This window comes from Paraburkholderia elongata (assembly GCF_013177735.1).
Lineage (GTDB): Bacteria > Pseudomonadota > Gammaproteobacteria > Burkholderiales > Burkholderiaceae > Paraburkholderia > Paraburkholderia elongata.
In genome coordinates this window covers 1-20696 of sequence record NZ_WOEZ01000058.1, presented here as the reverse complement: position 1 = coordinate 20696, position 20696 = coordinate 1, and the positions used below count along the sequence as shown (strand labels likewise).

21 protein-coding genes and 5 pseudogenes are annotated in these 20696 nt (G+C 60.4%); 16 read left to right on the top strand and 10 right to left on the bottom strand.

Annotation, left to right across the window (positions count from 1 at the left end):
* Positions 1–187: 187 nt before the first annotated feature.
* Positions 188–415: a Sec-independent protein translocase subunit TatA gene (tatA, locus tag GNZ13_RS12445; RefSeq protein WP_172164249.1), complete on the bottom strand. Its 228-nt coding sequence runs from the start codon at positions 413–415 to the stop codon at positions 188–190.
* A gap of 401 nt (positions 416–816) precedes the next feature.
* Between tatA and GNZ13_RS12440 the strand changes: the two genes are divergently transcribed.
* Complete coding sequence (locus GNZ13_RS12440; RefSeq protein ID WP_216674815.1) at positions 817–978, top strand: helix-turn-helix transcriptional regulator; 162 nt, start codon at positions 817–819, stop codon at positions 976–978.
* A gap of 148 nt (positions 979–1126) precedes the next feature.
* On the opposite strand, the gene GNZ13_RS12435 is transcribed toward GNZ13_RS12440, so the two are convergent.
* The 3 genes from GNZ13_RS12435 to GNZ13_RS12425 form a co-directional block, all read right to left on the bottom strand.
* Positions 1127–1324, bottom strand: a complete 198-nt coding sequence (locus GNZ13_RS12435) for a hypothetical protein (protein WP_172164246.1) — start codon at positions 1322–1324, stop codon at positions 1127–1129.
* Positions 1325–1488: 164 nt separating this feature from the next.
* Positions 1489–1806 carry a DUF4148 domain-containing protein gene (locus GNZ13_RS12430; protein WP_216674814.1) on the bottom strand — a complete coding sequence of 106 codons (318 nt, stop codon included), beginning with the start codon at positions 1804–1806 and terminating at the stop codon, positions 1489–1491.
* A gap of 66 nt (positions 1807–1872) precedes the next feature.
* A complete protein-coding gene (locus GNZ13_RS12425) occupies positions 1873–2217 on the bottom strand; it encodes a DUF4148 domain-containing protein (RefSeq protein ID WP_172164244.1) in 345 nt (114 codons plus the stop codon).
* An 80-nt stretch (positions 2218–2297) separates the two neighbouring features.
* Here GNZ13_RS12425 and GNZ13_RS12420 point away from each other — a divergent pair, with 80 nt between their 5' ends.
* Positions 2298–2507 (top strand): hypothetical protein, encoded by a 210-nt coding sequence (locus tag GNZ13_RS12420; protein ID WP_172164202.1) that lies wholly within the window; start codon positions 2298–2300, stop codon positions 2505–2507.
* A gap of 649 nt (positions 2508–3156) precedes the next feature.
* Here GNZ13_RS12420 and GNZ13_RS12415 read toward each other — a convergent pair.
* Complete coding sequence (locus GNZ13_RS12415) at positions 3157–3729, bottom strand: cupin domain-containing protein (RefSeq protein ID WP_172164241.1); 573 nt, start codon at positions 3727–3729, stop codon at positions 3157–3159.
* A gap of 490 nt (positions 3730–4219) precedes the next feature.
* Between GNZ13_RS12415 and GNZ13_RS12410 the strand changes: the two genes are divergently transcribed.
* The 4 genes from GNZ13_RS12410 to GNZ13_RS12395 all read left to right on the top strand — a co-directional run bounded on the left by GNZ13_RS12410 (position 4220) and on the right by GNZ13_RS12395 (position 9338).
* A complete protein-coding gene (locus tag GNZ13_RS12410; RefSeq protein ID WP_172164238.1) occupies positions 4220–5485 on the top strand; it encodes a M20 family metallo-hydrolase in 1266 nt (421 codons plus the stop codon).
* Between the two features lie 211 nt (positions 5486–5696).
* Complete coding sequence (locus GNZ13_RS12405) at positions 5697–7022, top strand: MFS transporter (protein ID WP_172164235.1); 1326 nt, start codon at positions 5697–5699, stop codon at positions 7020–7022.
* A 115-nt stretch (positions 7023–7137) separates the two neighbouring features.
* On the top strand, positions 7138–8568 hold the full coding sequence (locus tag GNZ13_RS12400; protein ID WP_407945626.1) for an amidase: 1431 nt from the start codon (positions 7138–7140) through the stop codon (positions 8566–8568).
* Positions 8569–8978: 410 nt separating this feature from the next.
* Complete coding sequence (locus GNZ13_RS12395; protein ID WP_172164232.1) at positions 8979–9338, top strand: COG4315 family predicted lipoprotein; 360 nt, start codon at positions 8979–8981, stop codon at positions 9336–9338.
* A gap of 126 nt (positions 9339–9464) precedes the next feature.
* Here GNZ13_RS12395 and GNZ13_RS12390 read toward each other — a convergent pair.
* Both GNZ13_RS12390 and GNZ13_RS12385 read right to left on the bottom strand, forming a co-directional pair.
* Positions 9465–9617: pseudogene (locus GNZ13_RS12390) on the bottom strand (IS5/IS1182 family transposase); the annotation flags it as partial.
* Positions 9618–9768, bottom strand: a pseudogene (locus GNZ13_RS12385) (IS5/IS1182 family transposase); the annotation flags it as partial.
* Between the two features lie 80 nt (positions 9769–9848).
* On the opposite strand from GNZ13_RS12385, the pseudogene GNZ13_RS12380 reads away from it, so the two are divergent.
* Positions 9849–10019, top strand: a pseudogene (locus GNZ13_RS12380) (peptide-methionine (S)-S-oxide reductase MsrA); the annotation flags it as partial.
* A 75-nt stretch (positions 10020–10094) separates the two neighbouring features.
* Positions 10095–11159: a LysR family transcriptional regulator gene (locus GNZ13_RS12375; RefSeq protein ID WP_172164229.1), complete on the top strand. Its 1065-nt coding sequence runs from the start codon at positions 10095–10097 to the stop codon at positions 11157–11159.
* 77 nt (positions 11160–11236) lie between these two features.
* On the opposite strand, the gene GNZ13_RS12370 is transcribed toward GNZ13_RS12375, so the two are convergent.
* Positions 11237–12187 (bottom strand): LysR family transcriptional regulator, encoded by a 951-nt coding sequence (locus GNZ13_RS12370; protein ID WP_172164252.1) that lies wholly within the window; start codon positions 12185–12187, stop codon positions 11237–11239.
* Between the two features lie 137 nt (positions 12188–12324).
* Here GNZ13_RS12370 and GNZ13_RS12365 point away from each other — a divergent pair, with 137 nt between their 5' ends.
* The 5 genes and pseudogenes from GNZ13_RS12365 to GNZ13_RS52245 all read left to right on the top strand — a co-directional run.
* Positions 12325–13611, top strand: a complete 1287-nt coding sequence (locus GNZ13_RS12365; RefSeq protein WP_172164226.1) for an MFS transporter — start codon at positions 12325–12327, stop codon at positions 13609–13611.
* 127 nt (positions 13612–13738) lie between these two features.
* Positions 13739–14488, top strand: coding sequence for a creatininase family protein (locus GNZ13_RS12360; protein WP_172164223.1), 750 nt, complete (start codon positions 13739–13741; stop codon positions 14486–14488).
* Positions 14489–14683: 195 nt separating this feature from the next.
* Positions 14684–16237, top strand: coding sequence for a M81 family metallopeptidase (locus GNZ13_RS12355; protein WP_172164220.1), 1554 nt, complete (start codon positions 14684–14686; stop codon positions 16235–16237).
* 43 nt (positions 16238–16280) lie between these two features.
* Complete coding sequence (locus GNZ13_RS12350) at positions 16281–16745, top strand: RidA family protein (RefSeq protein ID WP_172164217.1); 465 nt, start codon at positions 16281–16283, stop codon at positions 16743–16745.
* Between the two features lie 80 nt (positions 16746–16825).
* Positions 16826–17117, top strand: a pseudogene (locus GNZ13_RS52245) (transposase); the annotation flags it as partial.
* 233 nt (positions 17118–17350) lie between these two features.
* On the opposite strand, the gene GNZ13_RS12340 reads toward GNZ13_RS52245, so the two are convergent.
* The gene (locus tag GNZ13_RS12340; protein ID WP_172164214.1) at positions 17351–17620 is read right to left on the bottom strand and encodes a DUF4148 domain-containing protein; all 270 of its coding nucleotides are present in this window, start codon (positions 17618–17620) and stop codon (positions 17351–17353) included.
* Between the two features lie 258 nt (positions 17621–17878).
* On the opposite strand from GNZ13_RS12340, the gene GNZ13_RS12335 reads away from it, so the two are divergent.
* The 3 genes from GNZ13_RS12335 (at position 17879) to GNZ13_RS12325 (ending at position 20090) form a co-directional block, all read left to right on the top strand.
* Positions 17879–18610, top strand: coding sequence for an anti-sigma factor family protein (locus tag GNZ13_RS12335; RefSeq protein ID WP_172164211.1), 732 nt, complete (start codon positions 17879–17881; stop codon positions 18608–18610).
* A gap of 140 nt (positions 18611–18750) precedes the next feature.
* Positions 18751–19266 carry a sigma-70 family RNA polymerase sigma factor gene (locus GNZ13_RS12330; protein ID WP_172164208.1) on the top strand — a complete coding sequence of 172 codons (516 nt, stop codon included), beginning with the start codon at positions 18751–18753 and terminating at the stop codon, positions 19264–19266.
* Positions 19263–20090 carry an anti-sigma factor family protein gene (locus GNZ13_RS12325; RefSeq protein WP_172164205.1) on the top strand — a complete coding sequence of 276 codons (828 nt, stop codon included), beginning with the start codon at positions 19263–19265 and terminating at the stop codon, positions 20088–20090. Before GNZ13_RS12330 ends, GNZ13_RS12325 begins: the two co-directional genes overlap by 4 nt.
* A 361-nt stretch (positions 20091–20451) precedes the next feature.
* On the opposite strand, the pseudogene GNZ13_RS12320 reads toward GNZ13_RS12325, so the two are convergent.
* Positions 20452–20685: pseudogene (locus tag GNZ13_RS12320) on the bottom strand (transposase); the annotation flags it as partial.
* Positions 20686–20696 lie beyond the last annotated feature (11 nt).

Below are 20696 nucleotides of genomic sequence, written 5' to 3'. Positions count from 1 at the left end.
CAGCAGGATTGCGGGTGGCGAGTTGCGGTTGGGGACGTGTTCGATGTACATGAACACGAATAAAAGCAAAGCATGAGCGAAAAATCAAGGTGATAATGTGAATTACATGGCTACATAGGACTACTAATAAATTGCCGAACCCTACAACTGATGCGGGTTCCAGCAATTTCAGAAGCTAAAGCTGGGACTAGCGGTAGTCGCTCGAACGAGCCACGTCCTTTGCTTCCGCGTCGATGGCACCGGTGCGCGGCAATTCACGCTGCCCTTCGGGCATTTCGCTTTCCGCCATGCCTTCTTTAAATCCCTTCACTGCGCTGCCCAGATCGCCGCCGATGTTGCGCAGCTTCTTCGTACCGAAAACGAGTGCCACTATCAGCAAAACGATCATCCAATGCCAAATGCTCAATGAACCCATAACTGAAAATCCCTCACTGGTCCCGTCACGCGCATCGCGCGCGACGAAGAATGTGGACCTTGCGGCCCGATTCGGAGCATCGACGCTCCGCTGTTTAACCGACGGTTTGCACCCCATCAAGGAAGTCGCCGGTTGCACCGTCCGGAAATTAACCAATCCCACGTGAAAGAGCGGGTTGTCTCTGCATGGAGGGCCTGCTCTGCCCACAGGTTTCAGACGTTGCTACTGCGAAGTTCGCCATGGCGCGCCCAAGAAGGAGCGGATTTCAGACACTTTCTGCCTCGCCGGTCTGGTGATCTCCACCTCCATCATGGGAAGCATTAGAGCACTTGGACATATCTGGTTTGTGTCCGCCAAAGGCGTCTGTGAAACGTTATGTAATCGCCGACGGCTCATATACATTGAGATACAGAGACGGCAGTGTGGTCAGCGTCGGCTTGAGCGTGGGCTATGACAGCGCCTCACAGTTCAGCCGCGAATATCGCCGCATGTTCGGCGCATCGTCGGGCAAGGACGCTGAGAGACTGCGCGGCACGTCGGCATTGCAGCAGGCGATCATCTGAAACTTCATTAATTGCTTCGCGGCTGGGATGCGACTGATTGTGACTGTTCGACACCAGCAGAGCAGAGTCGCTCGCGCGTACCACGACGGTGGCTTTTCGGACGTGCGCCGGTTTGGCCGGACGCGTCGCATTGATTTGACGCGTTCGGTCAAGATCGGCATGCGCCGAACCCGTTCGATGGCTTCCCCCCGCGCAGTACTCCGATCAGCTTGAGCGACAACGTACATGCCAGCGCGAATGCAGTCGCTGCCAGGCCGCCATTGACGCCACATATGAGATCAGTCAGGTGCATCGTCGGCAGTGCGACGAGCGGATGATAGATCATCCTGTCGATCAGGTCTTTCATGTGTCCCTCGCCCTATCGTGCAGCCGCGGACTTCCTCCACGACCGATTTCTTCCGCTGCGGATGCGGCCAGCGCGCCGACGAACGAAGGCATCCTGTGTTTCGGTGCCCTGGATCCTTCCGGCGAGCGCGGCTGGCCGCCGCCAGCATGGACGGCCATGCGCGTTCATCGTGCCGGCGAGTTGCCTGCCAGCGGACTGGTCGATGCGCCGGCCTGCGAGGACCGGGTCTGCCCGGTACTGCCCACAGACCCGGCGGCCAGTCGCTGCGCGTCCTCTGCGGCGACTTTCGCCTCGGCCGCGAGGATATCGGCAGGGTAGTCGCCCTCGTCGCCCGCGGAGGGGTTGTAGCCGGCCTGCTCGAGCCGCAGCAGTTCAGCTCGAACCTGGGCGCGGGTCAGCGGGGCGGGTGAGGACTGTGCGAAACCCGTGAGCGGGCCAGCGAGGGTACAGGCAGCCAGAGTAAGGCAAACAAGCGTTTTCATGATCCGTTTCTCCTTCGGACGAGGGGGGAATGGCCGGTCATACGGCGTACACGGTGACGTCGTGGGTCAACTGCCGAAATACAGTGTGCAGAAGCCGGATGGGCCGACGCAGGACGACGGCGCGGCGGTGCGAGCGACAGCGATGATGGCCTGCTTGCCGGCAGCGCTCGAGCCTCCCATGGGGGCGCCGGTGCCGCCGCCTTGCAGCTGGAGGCGGGCGACCTGTTGTTCGAAGATCGGGTTGACCTCGGGGTACGACGTGTCGGTGACGAAGTGCAGACCCTGGGTTTCGGCCTGGATCAGTTCCTGACGGACGTCGGCGCGGGTCTTTTCCTGCGCCGACGCGCTTGTGGCGATGCCGGCGGTGGCGAAGAGGGCGACGGAAAGTGCGATAAGAGCAGTGGTTTTCATTTCGAACTCCTGACTAGAAGGGGGAGGGGTGGAAAATTGTTGTTATATCTGGGTGAACACATGCAGCCTGAACTTATTCCGTGATTGACTCTGTCTGCCGCGATTACGCTGTCGTGACCGGGGAGCAGTTCATTGCGCAGTCGGCATCGCTCATCGCTGCTGGGCTATTGAACGCAAACTCGGCTCAGATCGTTCTTTCCAACCGGATCCTGATCCGCGGCAACGCATACGACGAGTACACATTCGTGCCGTGGCTGACCAGGCACGCATACCGGCGCACGGTCGGTTGAACATGGCGATTTCCTCCTGGTAGTGCGTTGCGAGGCGAGCGGCGGGGCACGATCAGGAGGCTGGAGGCCGCTCATGCCTACGCAAACACGGGTCGGAGAGTGGATATTCCCCGAGCGGCAAGCTTCAACAGAATCTGTCGGACCCCGCCGTTTCAGTCGGACGTCTGCGCGGGATGACCGTGCCGCCGATGCACACTTAAGAGTTGAAACACGCGGATGAATCAGCGCGGCGTCTGTGTTTGCTCCGTGCAGGCCCGTCCGCTGCCTGGTACAGAACGATGACGCGTGCCTTTTATTCGCCATTCAGTCTGGCGCGTTGGCCTTCAGCGCTGAACGGGGATGGGCGCCGGGCACGTCTCGCGCGTTGTAGTCGTTCTGCCGTTGACCGCTCAGATCCGGATCACAGGCAGAATCCATAGGCAGGGACTAGACTGAATCAGTGTCGGTTTCCTGGGGCGTTTAGCACCGTCCGTAGATCTGTGTGCGCGGTATGAACCACCCGTTTGGTGTGAAGAATCGACATCCGTGATGAGTTGCGAACGGCTCGCTTGCGCAACACAAAAGTTGGCATTCGCGTCTTCGCTTCAGGAAAAAGTTGCAGCGGGTAGATTAATCGGTCTTACGGCCGTGTTTGCTCCATGAATGTTGGTTAGAAGCTCTGTGGAGTATTGACCCATAGAACTCTAGCGTCAACGCTTCCGATATTTCGATAGCCGTGCGGTAAATGCGAAAGGAAAAAGAAAGAGTCGCCTGCGCCTACCCGGACAGTTTGGTCGCTAACAGTAAGCTCCAGTTCGCCTTGGAGCACGAAACCCATTTCTTCGCCTTGGTGCTCAAGAAAACCCTGAGACGACGCGCCTGCGGGAACATGATGAATATTGGCTTCTAAAAGAGTGCATAGATGACTGGGAAGCAATGTCTCCAAAGACACAGCGTCTCCAGCTCGATGATGCTCCGTTCGCAATACTTGTCGTTGTCCATCTCGCATGACCGTCACGTGCCCTTCCGCGTTGTCGCCATCGATAAAGAGCTTGGCGACACTGATTCCTAACGTTACAGCGATCTTGTGAAGCATGGGTAGCGAAGGTCGGACCTTGTTGTTCTCAACCTTGGAGAGATAGCTTTCGGTGCATCCGACTTTGTCGGCTAACTGGCGCAAATTTAATTTGAGATTTAATCTCGCGTGTTTAAGTCGTGCGCCAACGGCGATTTCGTTATCCATTTCCATCTTTTCAAAAATTAGCTGCGCTACAAGCGCCTTGGCCAGTTCGCTGTCGACTGCGCCGGTGGCCTCAGCGTCGCTTCTGTCGCCGCGAGGCCGCGCCCGGATTTAACCAGTCGGACCACTTCCAATTTAAACGCGAGCATTCAGCGCGCCCGCTTCGCGTTGCTCACCGGTGCGCTCCTCCTTGCTCGAGTGTAAACGCTCGGCACGCGAATTTGTCCTTTGGGACAAGATCAGTTTCTGGTCCGGCGGCCACTATGCCACCTCTGCCAGCACGCAGGAAGCTTCCTGCTCGACGATCGAATCTCGCTCACGCCCCGGCTCGGAGGATCTCGCGAGCACCAGCGATTGGGTCCCCAACTGCTTACGCAAGGTTGCTCCGTCGGTGCAGGCAAGGCAAGTGTGAGTCTTCGTAGTCAAGTAACTTGACAAGAAGTTCTCTGGTAGGTAGATTCAACGCCATGAAAACTACGGTGTCCCAGTCACAATGGCAATTGACAACCCCCAACCCAAAGGCTCACCTTTCATCAATGGCCCCCGGCTCCTGGATCGCCATCGCGCGATGGCCCAGATCGGCGCGACCGCCAACGGTGGTGTGAACCGTCAAGCTCTGACTCCCGAAGACACTGAGGGGCGGCGACTTTTACTGCAGTGGGCGACGGCACGGGGCTATACGGCAAGCATCGATCCCATCGGCAATTTGTTTATCCGCAGGCCGGGTGTCCGCTCCAGTCTCAGTCCCGTCATGACTGGGTCGCACCTCGATTCGCAACCCACCGGCGGCAAGTTCGACGGTGTGTTTGGGGTATTGGCCGGGCTCGAGGTGCTCGAAACGCTAGACGATCACAACGTGGCGACGGCGCGTCCAGTTGAACTCGTGGTCTGGATGAACGAGGAGGGCTCGCGATTCGCGCCGGTCACGATGGGCTCGGCAGTTGCGGCAGGCGCAGTTCCGCTCGAACGCGTACTGGCGACGCAAGACACCAAGGGCATGACTGTAAGCGAGGCATTGGCGCAGCAAATTTCGCAATTGCCGCCCCTGGAAAGCAGGCCGCTTGGCGCGCAGGGGTTCGCCTACATAGAAGCGCATATTGAACAGGGACCCGTGCTCGAGGGTGCGCGTTGCGACATTGGTGTCGTCAGCGCCATTCAAGGCCTTCATTTATATCAGGTCGAGGTTCTAGGGTTCGCAGCCCACGCCGGCACGACGCCTTCAAAACATCGCAAGGACGCATTGGTCGCGGCGAATGCACTGATCGCCCGGATCCGCTCCGAGGTGGCCGATCCTCTCGACGTCCTGCGTTTCACGGTCGGACGGTTCGAAGTGGCGCCCGGATCGCCGCACGTCGTACCCGGCAAGGTCACGTTTAGCATCGATCTCCGGCATCCGGACCCCGAGCATTTATTGCGCACTGGCGACCGGATTCTCGAGATCTGTTCGGGCGAGATCGAGCATTGCTCCATCTCCGCAAAAGCGTTGCTTCGATCGAGTCCCGTGCTGTTCGACGAGCGGCTCGTGTCGGTGGTTCTAAACGTGGCCGAAAGCCGGGGATTCGCGCACATGAGCATGGTCTCCGGCGCGACCCATGATGCCAAGTACATGGCCGACCGCACTCCAACCGCAATGATCTTTGTGCCAAGCGAGAAGGGCATCAGTCACAACGAGTTGGAACATACGGAAGACGAGGATCTGTGTGCAGGAACTCAGATCTTGTGCGATGCATTGCTGGTCGCTGCAACCATGGAACTGTAATTGGGGAGCGTCGATGGCATGGGTGGTGTTGCCCACGCTCTGACTCAGGCAGATCGATTCTCCATGCCGCTTTGCGCCGCTGCCTGCGCAAAGCGGGGAGCCAACGCGTATTGTCCGGACAGAAGCGCTACATGGAGTGGCGCTGCCTGCCTGCGGCTCAGCGAGATCGTGATTGCACGACCCTGCGGATACTGACTGAATCGAGGCTAAGTTGCTGGAAAAAAATCAAATCTCAGGAGGCGACAGCGGCGCATCAGCGCTCTATCGCAAGCTCAATTGGCGTTTGCTGCCGATTCTACTGATCGGTTTCGTGTTTGCGTACCTCGACCGGGTTAACGTCGGCTTCGCCAAACTGCAGATGCAGAGCGATCTGCAGTTTTCCGATGCAGTGTATGGCGTGGGTGCCGGTATCTTCTTCGTGGGCTATGTGTTATTCGAACTGCCTAGCAACCTGTTGCTCCCGAAAATCGGCGCTCGTGCGACCTTCAGCCGGATCATGGTGTTGTGGGGGATCACTTCGGCGTGCATGATGTTTGTGCACAGCGTACCGGCGTTTTATGCGGTGCGATTCCTGCTGGGCGTCTTCGAAGCGGGCTTTGCACCGGGCGTATTGTTCTATCTGTCACGCTGGTACGGGCCCTCGCGCGCAGCGGGTGCGATCTCTATCGTCTGGCTCGCCGGCCCGATCAGCGGCGTCTTCGGTGGTCCTGTTGCCGGTTGGTTGATGACGGACTTTGTCGGCGTCGGGAATCTGTCTGGCTGGCAATGGATGTTTCTGCTGGAAGGCGCGCCCTGTGTCCTGCTGGGCATCGTCGCCTTTTTCCTGCTGCCCGACGGGCCGGATACTGCCACATGGCTCAACGCTGAGGAAAAGCGCCTGCTCGCCACCGAATTGGGCACCGCCAACGGGCGACACGGTTCGTTTGGCGCCGTTTTGAAGGACCCGAAAGTCTATGTTCTTGCGATAGCCTACCTCTGTCTCATCGCGCCGATCTATGCGGTGAGCTTCTGGCTTCCGACGATTTTTAAATTGGCGGGCGCCGGCAGTACGGTGGCGGTGGGCTGGTACGCGGCTATTCCATACGCAGTCGCCGCATTGACCATTTTTTACGGTGGTCGCAGTTCCGACCGGCATGGTGAGCGGCGCTACCACATTGCCGTGCCAGTATTCATCGCGTTCCTCTCGATTTGCGCATGGGTATTTTTTGACGGCAGTTTGCTTGCTGCGATCGTCCTCTTTACGCTTGCAACGGCAATGACATGGATGGCGAATGTCGTATTCTGGGCCGTTCCGTCCGAGTACATTAAAGGCGATGCGAGCGCGGGAGCAATTGCATTCATCAACACAATTGGCCTTTCCGGCGGGTTCTGGGGGCCGGCCATCATCGGATGGGCGAAGACCGCCACAGGCAATATGCACCTTGGCTTTCTCGTCATGGCGGCCATGCTGCTCATATCGGCGATTCTGATCTTCTTGCTGCGACTCTCGCCGAAGCATCCTGCGACGGTAACTTCGGTGTCCGAGACTTTGGCATGAAGGCGTAGATCCGCCTCGCGTTTCGTCGAATTGCGCGCGCGTTCCCTGATCGCCCACTGTTCATATCCATTTGGAGGTTGTCATAAATCTCGCCGAATACGCCTCCTTTGACGGCGTGGGTTTGAGTCATCTGATTTCGTGCGGAGAAGTCAGCGCTTCGGAAGTCGCGTCGGCGGCGCTGCGCGCACTCCGTGAAATCAACCCGAAGATTAACGCCGTGGTCGAGTCCTGGGCTGCGGAAGAGGCCCCGGTAATATCGGAAGACGCCGGAGCTCACCCTGTGTCGGGTGTGCCGTTTCTGGTCAAGGACCTGGGCGTGACGATCAAGGGGCGTTGCTGCGAAATGGGGAGCCGGATCGCTGAAGGGCTTGTCGCCTCGGAGGACTCCAATCTGATGGTCAGCTTCCGCAAAGCCGGCCTCGTCACGATCGGTCGCACGACGACACCTGAACTGGCGGTGAGCACGACCACCGAGGGCCGTATGTGCGGTCCGACCAGAAATCCGTGGAATCTCGAACGCGGCGCAGGCGGCTCGAGCGGTGGCGCTGGTGCAGCCGTCGCTGCCGGTATCGTCCCGCTCGCACATGCTACCGACGGCGGTGGTTCCATCCGCGTGCCCGCGGCCTTCAATGGCTTGTTTGGGATGAAGCCGACAAGAGGGCGGGTTTCGAACGGCCCGGCTGTGGACGAGGTATGGAACGGACTCGGGGTGCACATGGGGGTGAGTCGCTCGGTGCGTGATAGCGCCGCTCTCCTTGACGCTGTCAACGGCGGAGGCATCGGCGAGCCGTACTATATTGCGCCGCCCACCAACAGCTATCTGTCCGAGCTCCAGCGAAGCCCGGGCAAGCTCAAGATCGGCTTCATGTTGAATCCCGCGAACGGCGCCCGAACAGCGGCCGTGGTGGCGAACGCCACGCTGGCTGTCGCGCGCTGTCTGGCATCGCTCGGCCACGAAGTCGAAGAAGTCACGCCGGACCTCGGCGTCAGCTGGGATGCTTTCGTTCATGCGAATGCACAATTCTGGACTGCGAACGCTGCCCTGAGGCTCGATATGCTCTCTGCGGCAACCGGAAGGCTGGTCGCGACGGAGTTCCTCGAACCGGCAACGTATGCGGTCTATGAGTATGGCAGTCGCGTCAGCGGCACGGATTTGCTGGCTGCGCTGCAGACACGAAATACCGTGGCGCGTGCGGCAGGGCGCTTTTTCCAACACTACGACGTCGTCTTGACGCCGACGCTACCCGATCTGGCGCCGCGCATTGGTGAATACAACCGCGTCGAGACTTCCGTCGATGGTCTTGGCTGGATTGCTCATGTGCTTGGGCAGACGCCGTTCACTGCATTGGCGAACGTTGCGGGACTGCCGGCCATGTCGGTTCCGCTGTCGTTCGACGACGAGACGGGACTGCCAATTGGGTCGCATTTTTGCGCGAGCTTTGGACGAGAGGATATTCTCTTCCGTCTAGCAGCCCAGTTAGAGGTCGCCATGCCGTGGTCCGAACGCCGCCCGCCAGTATGGGCAGGGACGAATTCCCCGGACTAACCAGGCGGCCAGGCCCGCTATTCAGATCTGGCGATCGAGACCACCCTGATGCTGGGCGGTGGCAATTGACCGAACGGGCCAGAGCGATGATAAAAAAACAACGCTGCCCACGTACGAAGAGGCAACGAGTCCTCAAGGGACGCACTTCATTGGCGAGCGATTGCCCTCTTACCAAGGCTTTGTTCGGCAGGGGTGTCAATAAATGGGGTGGGGGTAAGTTTGCTTCCTCTCCGGGATATCGATGTTTTCGCCGACAGATTTGAATAATTTTGACCGTGAAGTGTTAACGTAGATAGAGTCGCTACGGTCGCGTCGCCGTTCATCCGTTAGAACAGATGTTTCCAACGGGCCGACCGACGATGCCGCCGATCGGGCGACATTGTTTATGTGTCTATACAAGGACTGAAATCATGATCAAGACCTTGCTTTGCGTCATTGCCTGCGCGGTTCCCGTTGCCTCGTTCGCCGAGGCGCCCAAGGTTTCTAACGGCATGCTCGTCGACGAAAACGGCATGACGCTCTACACGTTCGACAAGGACACCACCCCTGGGAAGAGCGCCTGCACGGGAGACTGCACGAAGCTATGGCCGGCCACGCACGCCAGTGCGGACGACAAGGCCAGCGGCGACTGGAGTTTCGTGCCCACGGCCGACGGCGGGAACCAGTGGGCCTATAAGGGACACCCGCTCTATCGCTTCTCGAAGGACACTCAGCCGGGACAGATGAACGGCGATGGCTTCAAGGGCATTTGGCACATGGCGAAGCCCTGAAGGTGCTACGCGACGGCACTTGACCGGTCCTGCGCGCCGAGTGCCGCGACGAGCGGTTCGATGGGGAGAGCGTGGCGTTGGTGCATGGACGCGACGGTGTGCGCAATGTACCTCTTTCCCCACGGACTATGCTGCGGGAACCTGGCCGCGAACGGACTTCGGGCGTGCGGCGGCCAGCATGCGGTTGCGCACCGCCACGCCGATCGCTGCTTCGGTTTGCTGAGCATCGGGATGGCGAGCCCGCAGACGCGGGCCAATCAGCGCCTTGTAGCGGCCCATCCACTGCGCCAGCGCCTCGGGCGTGATCCACAACGTCAGGCTCCCCCCGGCTGCGCTGGCCCGCTTCGTACTCCGGCCAGTTCGTCACACGATGCGCCATCTTCGCGATCTGATGCCGGCGATCGGCGTTGTGCTTGTGCTTGTGCAGCATGCGTCAGCTTCTGAATAGTGGGGCCGTCACTCTATTACCCCAACCTTTCATCGACCTGGCCGCGCACCAATGCCACGCAGATCGTCACTCGCGTGGAGAACTTCAAGGGTTTCTATCTGGCCGAAGCCTACCACCAGAATTTTCTCGCGCTCCATTCTGACGACCCGTACATTGTCTTCAACGAGTTACCCAAATTGGGCAACCTGAAAAAGACGTTTCCTGATCCGTACCTCAGCGCCTCGGTCTGCTAAAAACCACGGCGTCGTAGGCAGATCGTTCGCTCCGATCGGGGGAAATGCTTCACTCAGGTTGGAATAATGTCGGGCATGTTGTGTTTAATCTATATGAAAACTAGCCGATCGACAGCGGCGCAACCGGTAAGCATCAAACATCTGGAAAATGTCATGGTTGATGCGACCGGCAAAAACGCAAATCAGCAAAATGGAAAATCTATGGATCACTTAGCATTAATAGAAGCGTTCGTAGCCGTGGCTCGTTTCGAGAGCTTCACAAAGGCAGCCAGCCATCTGAAGATCTCGCCCGGAGCCTTGTCACGCGCAATCAGCAATCTTGAAGCGCATACTCAGGTCACGCTCTTCCATCGCTCGACGCGACATGTTGCGCTGGCGGAGGACGCGCGCGAATACCTCGCGCTTTGTGTCGAGACTCTGGAGCGGCTGCGTGATGGTGAGCAGCGCCTCCTGAGCGAGCGCAACGAGCCTAAGGGTGTTCTGCGCGTCGTGGCTCACCCAATCGCGATCGAAGCAGGCCTGACACAGGTGATTGGCCAGTACCAACACGATGCGCCGGACGTCAGTGTGATCGTAAGTACATCGAGTGAGCCGCTAAAACTGGAGCACGGAACCTGCGATGTCGCCGTCTGCCCGCCGGGTCATATTTTGGACGGACGTGCGGTTTACCGTCCTTTACTTCGTTCGCCGGTTTTACTTGTGGCTAGCAGGACCTATCTCGACCGACATCGATCTCATCGCTCCCCGTTGGATTTCGCAAAGCACGTCCTCGTGTTGTGCGGGACCGATACCGCTGCAACAGCAGATCTTCGCTTTGAGCGGGACGCAGGCGTCGCCAGGATGGCAGGTGCGGCAGTGACCATGGTCGTGGATGCGGCCTCCGTGATTCGCCTCGCATTATCTGGCTTTGGCATGGCGCTTGTCCCTGAGGTTCTGGTGTCAAGGTATCTCGAAGAAGGGCGGCTGCAGTTGGTAGTACCCGGTTACGAGGTTGACAGGGAGCCGGCGGAACTGGGCGTGGGATTCATCCGGAACAAGACGGTACCACGCCGTACGAGGAATTTCATCGACGCATGCGTTGCCCATTTCCGCTCTATCGACAACGCAAATCCTCGCGCCAGGATTGAACTCGCGGCATAGCCGCGCAGATGTTCTTTCCTGGCTCCAGGCGTGTCGTCGATTCGTGTGCGTGCTGGCGCGCCGTGCCACGTCGTGCGTCACCGGCCTGTGAATGTCTGGACGCGATCGGCGTCATCCGACTCTGCGAACATCGTCATACGGTGCAGGATCCAGTTGAGCAACTCGTGCGCGGCGGCCACGAGCGGGCGGCCGGATTTGACAAGCAGCCGCGCTTTGATACCGCGAAACAAGGGGTGGTCGATCGGCACGACGGTCAGTTCGCCTGCTGCGATCTCCCGATACGCGGCAAACTCTCCAATAAGCGTTACGAAGTTTTCGGAAGCGACGAAGCGCTTGAGCGCGGTCAGCGAATTCGTCGTGAGGATCGGACGAATCTCGATGTTCTCCGCGAACTCCAGCATCTTTGCTGCGTGACCGATTCCGAAGGTGGCTGGCATCAACGCCAGTGGATAGGCGAGCAGGTCTTCGACGCTTGCCGGCCGCCCTCGCACCGCCAGCGGATGCTCCGGTCGAACCAGCAGAACGACGGGTTGCGATGAACTTGCGCGATATTCGATGCGCGCATGCGGCGGCGGATTGTAAGCAAGACCGATATGCGCGCGGCTTTCGGCCACTTCATTCAGCACATTGTCAACCGGCAGGATCTCCACGCCAATATCCAGCTTGGGGTATTGGGCACAGAAGGGGATGAGCACTTCGTCGATCAGCGCGTCGACATAGCCTTCGCTGATGGCCAGTTGAACATGGCCTTGCTGGAGACCTTTCATGGCATGAAGCTGGTCTTCCAGCTTCTCCTGCTGTGACCGATACCCTCTCCAGAACTCGAGCAGATGCGCCGCCGCCTCGGTGGGCCTCACGCCACGGGCCTGACGCTCAAACAGCGTCGCGCCGAGTTCGTCTTCCAGTAGCTTGATCTGCCGTGTAATGACGGAGGGCGACGTGTTGAGGCTATCCGCGGCCCCGCGAATCGTACCGTGAGTCAATACTTCATAAAAATAGCGCAGGCGCTGCTGATTGATTTCTCGCATGTCGGCCGTCCCTTCGTCGCTGTCGTTGCCTTGTAGGCAACGATACGTGAACTTAGTTGCTGTTGCTAGTTCTGCCGGGAGTTGCCACCATTCCGATACAGGATGGGCTGAACAAAACGTTCGACATGGAGACTGGTATGGCAACAATTCAAACCGCGGCAACTCGCGGGAACGACGTTCCTGCTCTCTATGACAGGCTCAACTGGAGGCTACTCCCGTTTCTTCTGATCTGTTATCTGTTCGCTTATCTGGATCGTGTGAATGTCGGCTTCGCCAAGTTGCAGATGCAAAGCGACCTGGGCTTTTCCGATGCCGCCTACGGTGTTGGAGCCGGTATCTTCTTTCTGGGGTACGTGCTGTTCGAGCTGCCGAGCAACCTGATGTTGCCGAGAATCGGCGCACGGAAAACCTTTTTCCGCATCCTGGTGCTGTGGGGCATTACCTCGGCATGCATGCTGTTTGTGCGCAACGTGCAGATGTTCTACGGAATGCGTTTTCTGCTCGGTATCTTCGAAGCGGGTTTTGCGCCCGGCATGATTTTTTATCTTTCGCGCTGGTACGGCCCCTCACGTATGGCCCGGGCCATCGCGATCGTGTTTCTCGCCGGTCCCATCGGCGGCATTGTCGGCGGACCGCTCTCTGCGTGGCTGATGACCAGCCTCGCCGGCAAGGCTGGTCTCGCCGGCTGGCAGTGGATGTTCCTCGCGGAAGGTTTGCCGTGCATCGTACTGGGCGTGCTCACGCTGTTCGTCCTGTCGGATCGGCCCGCGCAGGCCAGCTGGCTGAGCGATGACGAGAAGCGCCTGCTCGAGTCCGAGCTCGCGGCGGTCCCGGCTGGAGATCACTCGTTCAAGGCTGTCTTGCGTAACCCCAAGGTCTATCTGCTGGCTTGCGCGTACTTTTGCATCATCGCGTCGATCTACGCCATGAGCTTCTGGTTGCCGACCATCGTGAAGTCGCAAGGTGTCGACGATACGATCCGGCTTGGCTGGTATGCGGCGATTCCCTACGTTGGGGCCGCCTTCGGCATGTACTTCATCGGCCGCAGGTCGGATGCGCGTCGCGAAAGGCGTTATCACAGCTCGGTGCCGGCGTTTCTCGCCGCGGTATTGCTTTCCCTGTCGGTTTTGACCGACGGCAACCTCGTCGCCTCGCTCGTCCTGTTGACGCTCGCCACGACGATGCTGTGGATGGCATACACGGTGTTTTGGGCCATCCCCCCTGAATACATCAAGGGCGATGCGGCAGCGGGTGGTATTGCCCTGATCAACACAATCGGCTTGTCCGGTGGATTCTGGGGCCCCGCCATCATCGGCTGGGCCAAGACGGCAACCGGCAATCTTCATCTAGGACTGCTGATTGTCGCCGGTCTGGCGCTATGCGGCGCAGTGCTGCTGGTCACGAACCGGTTGTCGAAGGAATAGCGATCTGCGCAGGCGCAGATCTTTGCAAGGAAGCTCCTCGACAGTTAGCCGCAGGTGCCGGTCGAGGAGATGCAGTCAACCCGATGCGCCGCGTTCCTGCGGGAAGCGGTGCAAGAGAGGACCTCAAATGCTTTTACACCTTTCAACATGGGCCGAAGTTGGGCAATACCTGGAGCGAAGCCGTTCGATCGTCGTTCCGATCGGCTCGAACGAGCAGCACGGCCCCACCGGACTGTTGGGCACCGACTGGTTGTGCCCGGAAATCATCGCGCACGAAGCCGAGAAGAGCGCGGACATCCTGATTGCGCCGACCTTTAATATCGGCATGGCCCAGCATCACCTGGGTTTCCCGGGAACCATTTCGCTGCGGCCGTCGACGTTCATGGCCGCCATTGGCGACTGGACGCGCTCGCTGGCGGTTCATGGCTTCGAGAAAATCCTGTTTCTGAACGGCCACGGCGGCAACGTCGCGTCGATCGAAGCCGCTTTCTCCGAGATTTATGCTGAGGCCAGTTTCGCGAAACGCCGCTTGGGGTTCGCATTGAAGCTGTGCAACTGGTGGGATCTCGAAGGCGTCGGCGAGCTGGCGCGCGAGCAGTTTCCTACCGGTCACGGCGCGCATGCGACGCCCTCCGAGATCGCCATCACGCAATGGGCGCTTCCTGAGACGATCAAGACGGCCAGCTACGCTCCGCAGATCGCGCCGTCGGGGCCGATTCGCGAGGCGCTCGAGTTCCGCGCGCGCTATCCCGATGGCCGGATGGGCTCGGATCCAGGCCAGGCTTCTCAGGAGAAGGGTGGTGCACTGGTGAAGCTGGCCGCACAGAGCCTGATTCGCGAGATGGATGCGTTCAGCCGCGAAAGCGTCCCGGACTAACAGGTCGCGAAGGCGCTGCATTCAGGCCGTCGCACCTACGGCCAGATCCGGGCAGCGGCTCAAGACTTCCTATACTGGAGACCCTGTGTCAACCTTTCAAACCCCGCTTGCGAGCGCCGCAACCCTCGCGCGCATGACTGATTTGCCTGTCGAAGCGATGCGCCACGATTGGCCGGTTGGCCGCGGTGTGCGCGCATGAAGATCCTGATTGCGGGCTTTCAGCACGAGACCAATACCTTTGCGCCCACACGGGCCGGCTGGGAAAACTTTCTGCAAGGCGAGGGCTTTCCTGCGCTCACGCGCGGTGCCGAAGTCCTGCACCTGCGCGACGTCAACGTCCCGGTCGCTGGCTTCATCCGGCACGCCGAGGCCGCCGGACATGAACTGATTCCTGTGATCTGGGCAGGCGCGAGTCCGTCGGCCCATGTGACGCAAGATGCCTACGAGCGCATCGCAGGCTGCATTCTTCAGGCCGTCAAGACGGAGACGTTTAACGCCATTTATCTCGATCTGCACGGCGCCATGGTCGCCGAGCACACCGATGACGGCGAAGGCGAACTGCTGGAGCGCATTCGGATAACCGTCGGCGCCGCCATTCCGGTCGTTGCCACGCTGGATCTGCACGCGAACGTGACGCAACGAATGCTGAAATACGCGGATGCCCTTGTCGCCTATCGGACATATCCGCACGTCGACATGGCACAGACCGGGGAACGGGCCGCGCGTATCCTCGACGAGCTGTTGGCCGATAGGCTGCCGCTCAAGCGGGTGGCGCGGCGCATCCCGTTCCTGATTCCCATCAACGCCATGTGCACGCTCGACGAACCCGCGCGCGGCGTTTACGAACTTGTGGCCTCGCTCGAACGGGACACGGTCACTTCGCTTTCCTTCGCGCCGGGGTTTCCAGCTGCCGACTTTGCGGAATGCGGTCCGGCGATCTGGGGATATGGGCATGACGAAGATGCGCTGACGGCGGCTGTCGATACCTTGTTCGACAAAATCACCGCGCTTGAGGCGCAGTGGGCGGTTCGCTTCCTGACGCCCGACGAGGTCGTGATCGACGCAATGCTGCGCAGCCGAAGCGCACAGCAGCCTGTGATCATTGCCGATACGCAGGATAACCTTGGCGCTGGGGGCGATTCGAACACGATGTTCATGGTGCGCGCACTGTTGCGCAACGGCGCCGTCGGCGCTGCGGTCGGCATGATCTGGGATGCACAGGCAGTGGCCGCGGCCCATCGGGCAGGGGTGGGCGCGACGCTCGAACTCGCCCTGGGCGGCCGCTCGGGCGTGCCCGGAGATGAACCGCTGGTAGGACCCTTCCACGTTGAACATGTTTCGGACGGACATTTTCGTTTTGACGGACCGATGATGAACGGGATGTCGGGCGATCTCGGTCCTGTGGCATGTCTTCGCATCGATGGGGTGAGGATCGCCGTGAGCTCGATCAAGATGCAGATGTTCGAGCGTAACCTGTACCGCGTGGCGGGCGTTGAACCGGAACAGATGAAGATTCTCGTCAACAAGAGTTCCGTGCACTTCCGCGCAGACTTTCAGTCGATTGCCGACACCATCCTGGTCGCCAAAGCACCCGGTCCGATGGCCGCCGATCCGTGCGATCTGCCGTGGCGGCACCTCGATCCGCGGATTCGAGTGCGTCCAACCGGGAAGTCGCTCGGCGAGCTTCGCGCGACCGACTCCGACCTGACCGCGGTCTGGTCGTCGCATCAAAACGGTTTCATAGCTTGAACTAGCAGTTCGTATTGATCAACCCACTATTACGGAGCATTTCATGGTCCAACAGGACGTCTACGTCAAACTCAAGGAACTCGGGATCGACTTGCCGATCGCCGGCGCGCCCGCGGCCGCTTACGTGATGAGTGCGCAAAGCGGCAATATGATCTTCCTGGCCGGGCATATCGCGAAGAAGGACGGCAAGGTATGGGCCGGCAAGCTCGGCAGCAGCCTGACAACGGAAGAAGGGCGCGTCGCCGCACGGTCGGTCGTTATTGATCTGCTCGCTACGCTGCACGCACACGTGGGCGACCTGAACCGCGTGACGCGGATCGTCAAGCTGCTGAGTCTTGTCAATGCGACGCCGGATTTTGTCGAGCAACATCTCGTGACGAACGGCGCGTCGGAATTGCTCTCGGAAGTATTCGGCGAGCGCGGCAAGCATGCGCGCTCGGCCTTCGGCGTGGCTCAGATTCCGTTGGGCGCGTGTCTGGAACTTGAGATGAACGTCGAAGTAAAATAACGACGTGGCATTGGTGCGCGGCCAGGTCGATGAAAGGTTGGGGTAATAGAGTGACGGCCCCACTATTCAGAAGCTGAAGCATGCCGCACAAGCACAACGCCGATCGCCGGCATCACATCGCGAAGATGGCGCATCGTGTGACGAACTGGCCGGAGTACGAAGCGGGCCAGCGCAGCCGGGGGGAGCCTGACGTTGTGGATCACGCCCGAGGCGCTGGCGCAGTGGCCAGCACTGCGGCGCACCGCGCCAGGCGGCCAGGCCCGCTATTCAGATCTGGCGATCGAGACCACCCTGATGCTGGGCAGTGCGTTGCGGATGCGTTTGTGGCAGGCCGAAGGCCTGCTGGGTTTTGTGATCCAGTTGATGGGGCTGACCGGCGTGCGCAGCTGCGAGACGGGGCCGCCCACGCAGCGCGATCGCCATCCCGATGCTCAGCAAACCGAAGCAGCGATCGGCGTGGCGGTGCTCAACCGCATGCTGGCCGCCGCACGCCTGAAGTCCGTCCGCTGTAAGGTTCCCGCAGCGTAGTCCGTGGGGTAAGGGGCACATTGCGCACACCGTCGCCTCCATGCACCAACGCCACGCGCCGGCCATCTGAGATCTTTTCAATTAATACTACCTTCCGGCGCGTCGCTGTTCGCGACGTGACTGGCGGCAACCGCTTCAGCGGCGAGCGCCAGCTTGTGGTGCTCGACCTGCTGTGCGAACACCGGACTTACATCGGGGTACGATGCATCGGTGACATAGTTGAGTCCGTTCTGTTGTGCTTCGATCAGTTCCTGATAGACATCAGCACGTGTTTTGCCTTGCGCAAAAGCACTCGACGAAGCAGCGAGAACGACGACGGACAATGCGGCAAAAGCGATCTTCTTCATGATGAACTCCAGTGAGTTTTGTGCAGGTTCGCATGAAGGAGAACCCTGCTTTCGCGGCTTTTATTCCTGCGTTTTTCGCTTTGAAAAAACATGGTTGGAATGCGGAATAAAGCGGGGCGTGAATGGGTTTGCTCACCGCTCGGCAAGATGGTGTCGATGTCGCGATGGTGTCGAAAGCTGCTTCTGACGCGCGTGGAATAAACGGTCGCGTAGCGGTGTTTGCCACTTGATAGCCGACCTTCGACGAACGCGCACACCATGCCCCCCAATGACACCCCTGCCGATTCGCCGCTTTCCGAAGCGGACATCCAGGCCTACGCCGACGGCACATTGACGCCCGAACGCGCCGTCTTCCTCAGAGACTATCTGGGCAACGATCCGACGGAGGCGCGCCGCGTAGCGTTCTACGGCAGGCTGAACGTGCAGATCCGGCAGGCGTTCCAGACCATCGACGAACCGGTGAAGGTCCGCGCAGCGGGCTGGCGTCGCACGCTTGACCGGTTCCGGCTGAAATCAGCCAGGCCGCATGGCAGGCCTGCGACGACGCTGGCGATGCTCGTTCTGATCCTGGTGGCCGTCAGCGGCTGGCTCGCCGCCACTCAGGTGTCCGCGCAGGCGCTCAGCAACGCCGCCGTGATGGCGCTGGCGGAAACCGTCGCCGCACCGTTTTCCGCTGCATCGCCGACGCGTATCGATCCGTCGGCCCCTGATCTCGCCGCGATCGGGTTGCGCCTGGTGGATCAGAGGGTCCAATCGCTCGACCCATTCCAACGCGCCAGCGAATTCGTCTATCTAAACGGGGACAACCGGCCCGTCGTGCTGATGTCCACGCCGGCGCTGCTAGCGCCGACCCACCCGCAGTGGTCCGCGCGCCGCATCGGCGAGATCCGTCTGCTGACCTGGACGGCACAGCGCCAGCGCTTCGTGGTGGCCGGCGCCGCCCGCACGCACGGCCTGATGCGCGCAGCCGACGTCATGACCCTGCACTGATGCCTGGATCCCCATCAACGGCCACGCAGGCAAGGGAGTAAAATTGGTCCACGCGTGTTTGCACCTCACATGCGCGTGGTGGTCCGACTGGCAGCCGCCGATCCGGCGTTCCACCTGAAGTCCATCGATTGGGGTGAAAAATGGATGTCCGTGACGAGTTGATAGAGCATGTGCCGCGCTTGCGGCGCTACGCACGAGCATTGATCAACAACCGCGATCTCGCCGACGATCTGGTGCAGGACACGCTCGAACGCGCGCTCGGCCGCACCGGCATGTTCCAGCCCGGCACCGACCTGCGTGCGTGGCTGTTTACGATCATGCATAACGTCTTCGCCAATCAGGCGCGCAAAGCCTCCGCGCGCGCCGTCCACGTGGCGGTCGACGACAGCGTCAACGAAAGCGAATTCGCCGTGCCGTCCGACCAGACCCGTTCGCTGGAAATGCGCGACCTCGACTATGCCTTGCAGCGCCTGCCGGCGGAGCAGCGCGAAGTCGTGCTGCTGGTCGGCCTCGAGGAAATGAGCTATGCCGACGTGGCGCTCGCGCTGGAGATTCCGATCGGCACGGTGATGTCGCGGCTTTCACGCGGGCGCGAGCGGCTTCGGGCATTGATGGCGGGCACGCAGCCCGGTGCGAAATTACAGGTGGTGCGATGAGCGACCAACATATGCCGATCGGCGAAGAAGATCTGCACGCGTACGTGGACGGCACGCTGTCCGACGAACGACGCGTCGAGGTGGAGCGCGCGCTTGAACAGAACCCCGAGTTGACCACGCGCGTCAGCGATTATTTCTCGCTGAACAACATGTTCCATGAACGCTATGACCGCGTGCTGAGCGAGCCCGTGCCCAAACGCCTGCAGACTCCTCCGGCCAGTGGGCGCCGCTGGCGCATTGCCGCCAACTGGCCGCAGTTCGCCGGGATGGCCGCGGCGCTGGTGATGGGCGTGGGCATCGGCGTGGGTACGCACATGGGGCAGGACGTCGTGGCGCCGGTCGCCGGTCACTCGGACATGCGCCCTGTAAGCCTGGATAGTGCCGAGGGTTTCGCACGGCAAGCCGCTATCGCGCACGTGGTCTATATGCCCGCCATCGACCGACCGGCAGACATGAATGCCGGTCACGAACAGGATTTCGTCCAGTGGCTGTCCAACCGGCTCGGCACTAACGTGCATCCGCCGATTCTTTCGAAGAGCGGTTTTAGTCTGTGGGGTGGGCGTCTGTTGCCCGGCGCCGACGGACCGACCGCGCAGTTCATGTATCGCGGGCCAAACGGCGAGCGCGTGACGTTATGTATCTCCCACCGTCAGGTGAACGCGAACACCACCGCATTCAAGCTGTATCAGGACGGACCGGTGAACGTGTTCTACTGGGTCGACGGCGATTTCGGTTACGCGGTGTCAGGCGGAATCGATCGCAAGGTGCTGTTGCAACTGTCGCATGACGTGTATTCGCAATTGATGGGAGCGGCGCCGGGTTGATACGTTCCCGCGTATCAGCTTCCGGCGCCGCGGCCGCGATGGAGCGCCGCCGCGCGCATTGCATCGACTGGATTGGTGCGCGATCTGGTCAGCTCACGCGGCGTAACCCCAAGCAACCGGTTCATCCGGTGCGCCATATGGGGGCTGAGCAAGGCGTTGGTGCATGGAGGCGACGGTGTGCGCAATGTACCCTTTTCCCCACGGACTATGCTGCGGGAACCTTACGGCGGACGGACTTCGGGCGTGCGGCGGCCAGCATGCGGTTGAGCACCGCCACGCCGATCGCTGCTTCGGTTTGCTGAGCATCGGGATGGCGATCGCGCTGCGTGGGCGGCCCCGTCTCGCAGCTGCGCACGCCGGTCAGCCCCATCAACTGGATCACAAAACCCAGCAGGCCTTCGGCCTGCCACAAACGCATCCGCAACGCACTGCCCAGCATCAGGGTGGTCTCGATCGCCAGATCTGAATAGCGGGCCTGGCCGCCTGGCGCGGTGCGCCGCAGTGCTGGCCACTGCGCCAGCGCCTCGGGCGTGATCCACAACGTCAGGCTCCCCCGGCTGCGCTGGCCCGCTTCGTACTCCGGCCAGTTCGTCACACGATGCGCCA

Bases quoted from the DNA above. Each gene is read 5' to 3' on its own strand.
- tatA (WP_172164249.1), bottom strand. From the start codon at position 415: ATGGGTTCATTGAGCATTTGGCATTGGATGATCGTTTTGCTGATAGTG.
- GNZ13_RS12435 (WP_172164246.1), bottom strand. From the start codon at position 1,324: ATGAAAGACCTGATCGACAGGATGATCTATCATCCGCTCGTCGCACTG.
- GNZ13_RS12430 (WP_216674814.1), bottom strand. From the start codon at position 1,806: ATGAAAACGCTTGTTTGCCTTACTCTGGCTGCCTGTACCCTCGCTGGC.
- GNZ13_RS12425 (WP_172164244.1), bottom strand. From the start codon at position 2,217: ATGAAAACCACTGCTCTTATCGCACTTTCCGTCGCCCTCTTCGCCACC.
- GNZ13_RS12415 (WP_172164241.1), bottom strand. From the start codon at position 3,729: ATGGATAACGAAATCGCCGTTGGCGCACGACTTAAACACGCGAGATTA.
- GNZ13_RS12410 (WP_172164238.1), top strand. From the start codon at position 4,220: ATGGCAATTGACAACCCCCAACCCAAAGGCTCACCTTTCATCAATGGC.
- GNZ13_RS12395 (WP_172164232.1), top strand. From the start codon at position 8,979: ATGATCAAGACCTTGCTTTGCGTCATTGCCTGCGCGGTTCCCGTTGCC.
- GNZ13_RS12375 (WP_172164229.1), top strand. From the start codon at position 10,095: ATGTTGTGTTTAATCTATATGAAAACTAGCCGATCGACAGCGGCGCAA.
- GNZ13_RS12370 (WP_172164252.1), bottom strand. From the start codon at position 12,187: ATGCGAGAAATCAATCAGCAGCGCCTGCGCTATTTTTATGAAGTATTG.
- GNZ13_RS12365 (WP_172164226.1), top strand. From the start codon at position 12,325: ATGGCAACAATTCAAACCGCGGCAACTCGCGGGAACGACGTTCCTGCT.
- GNZ13_RS12360 (WP_172164223.1), top strand. From the start codon at position 13,739: ATGCTTTTACACCTTTCAACATGGGCCGAAGTTGGGCAATACCTGGAG.
- GNZ13_RS12355 (WP_172164220.1), top strand. From the start codon at position 14,684: ATGAAGATCCTGATTGCGGGCTTTCAGCACGAGACCAATACCTTTGCG.
- GNZ13_RS12350 (WP_172164217.1), top strand. From the start codon at position 16,281: ATGGTCCAACAGGACGTCTACGTCAAACTCAAGGAACTCGGGATCGAC.
- GNZ13_RS12340 (WP_172164214.1), bottom strand. From the start codon at position 17,620: ATGAAGAAGATCGCTTTTGCCGCATTGTCCGTCGTCGTTCTCGCTGCT.
- GNZ13_RS12335 (WP_172164211.1), top strand. From the start codon at position 17,879: ATGCCCCCCAATGACACCCCTGCCGATTCGCCGCTTTCCGAAGCGGAC.
- GNZ13_RS12330 (WP_172164208.1), top strand. From the start codon at position 18,751: ATGGATGTCCGTGACGAGTTGATAGAGCATGTGCCGCGCTTGCGGCGC.
- GNZ13_RS12325 (WP_172164205.1), top strand. From the start codon at position 19,263: ATGAGCGACCAACATATGCCGATCGGCGAAGAAGATCTGCACGCGTAC.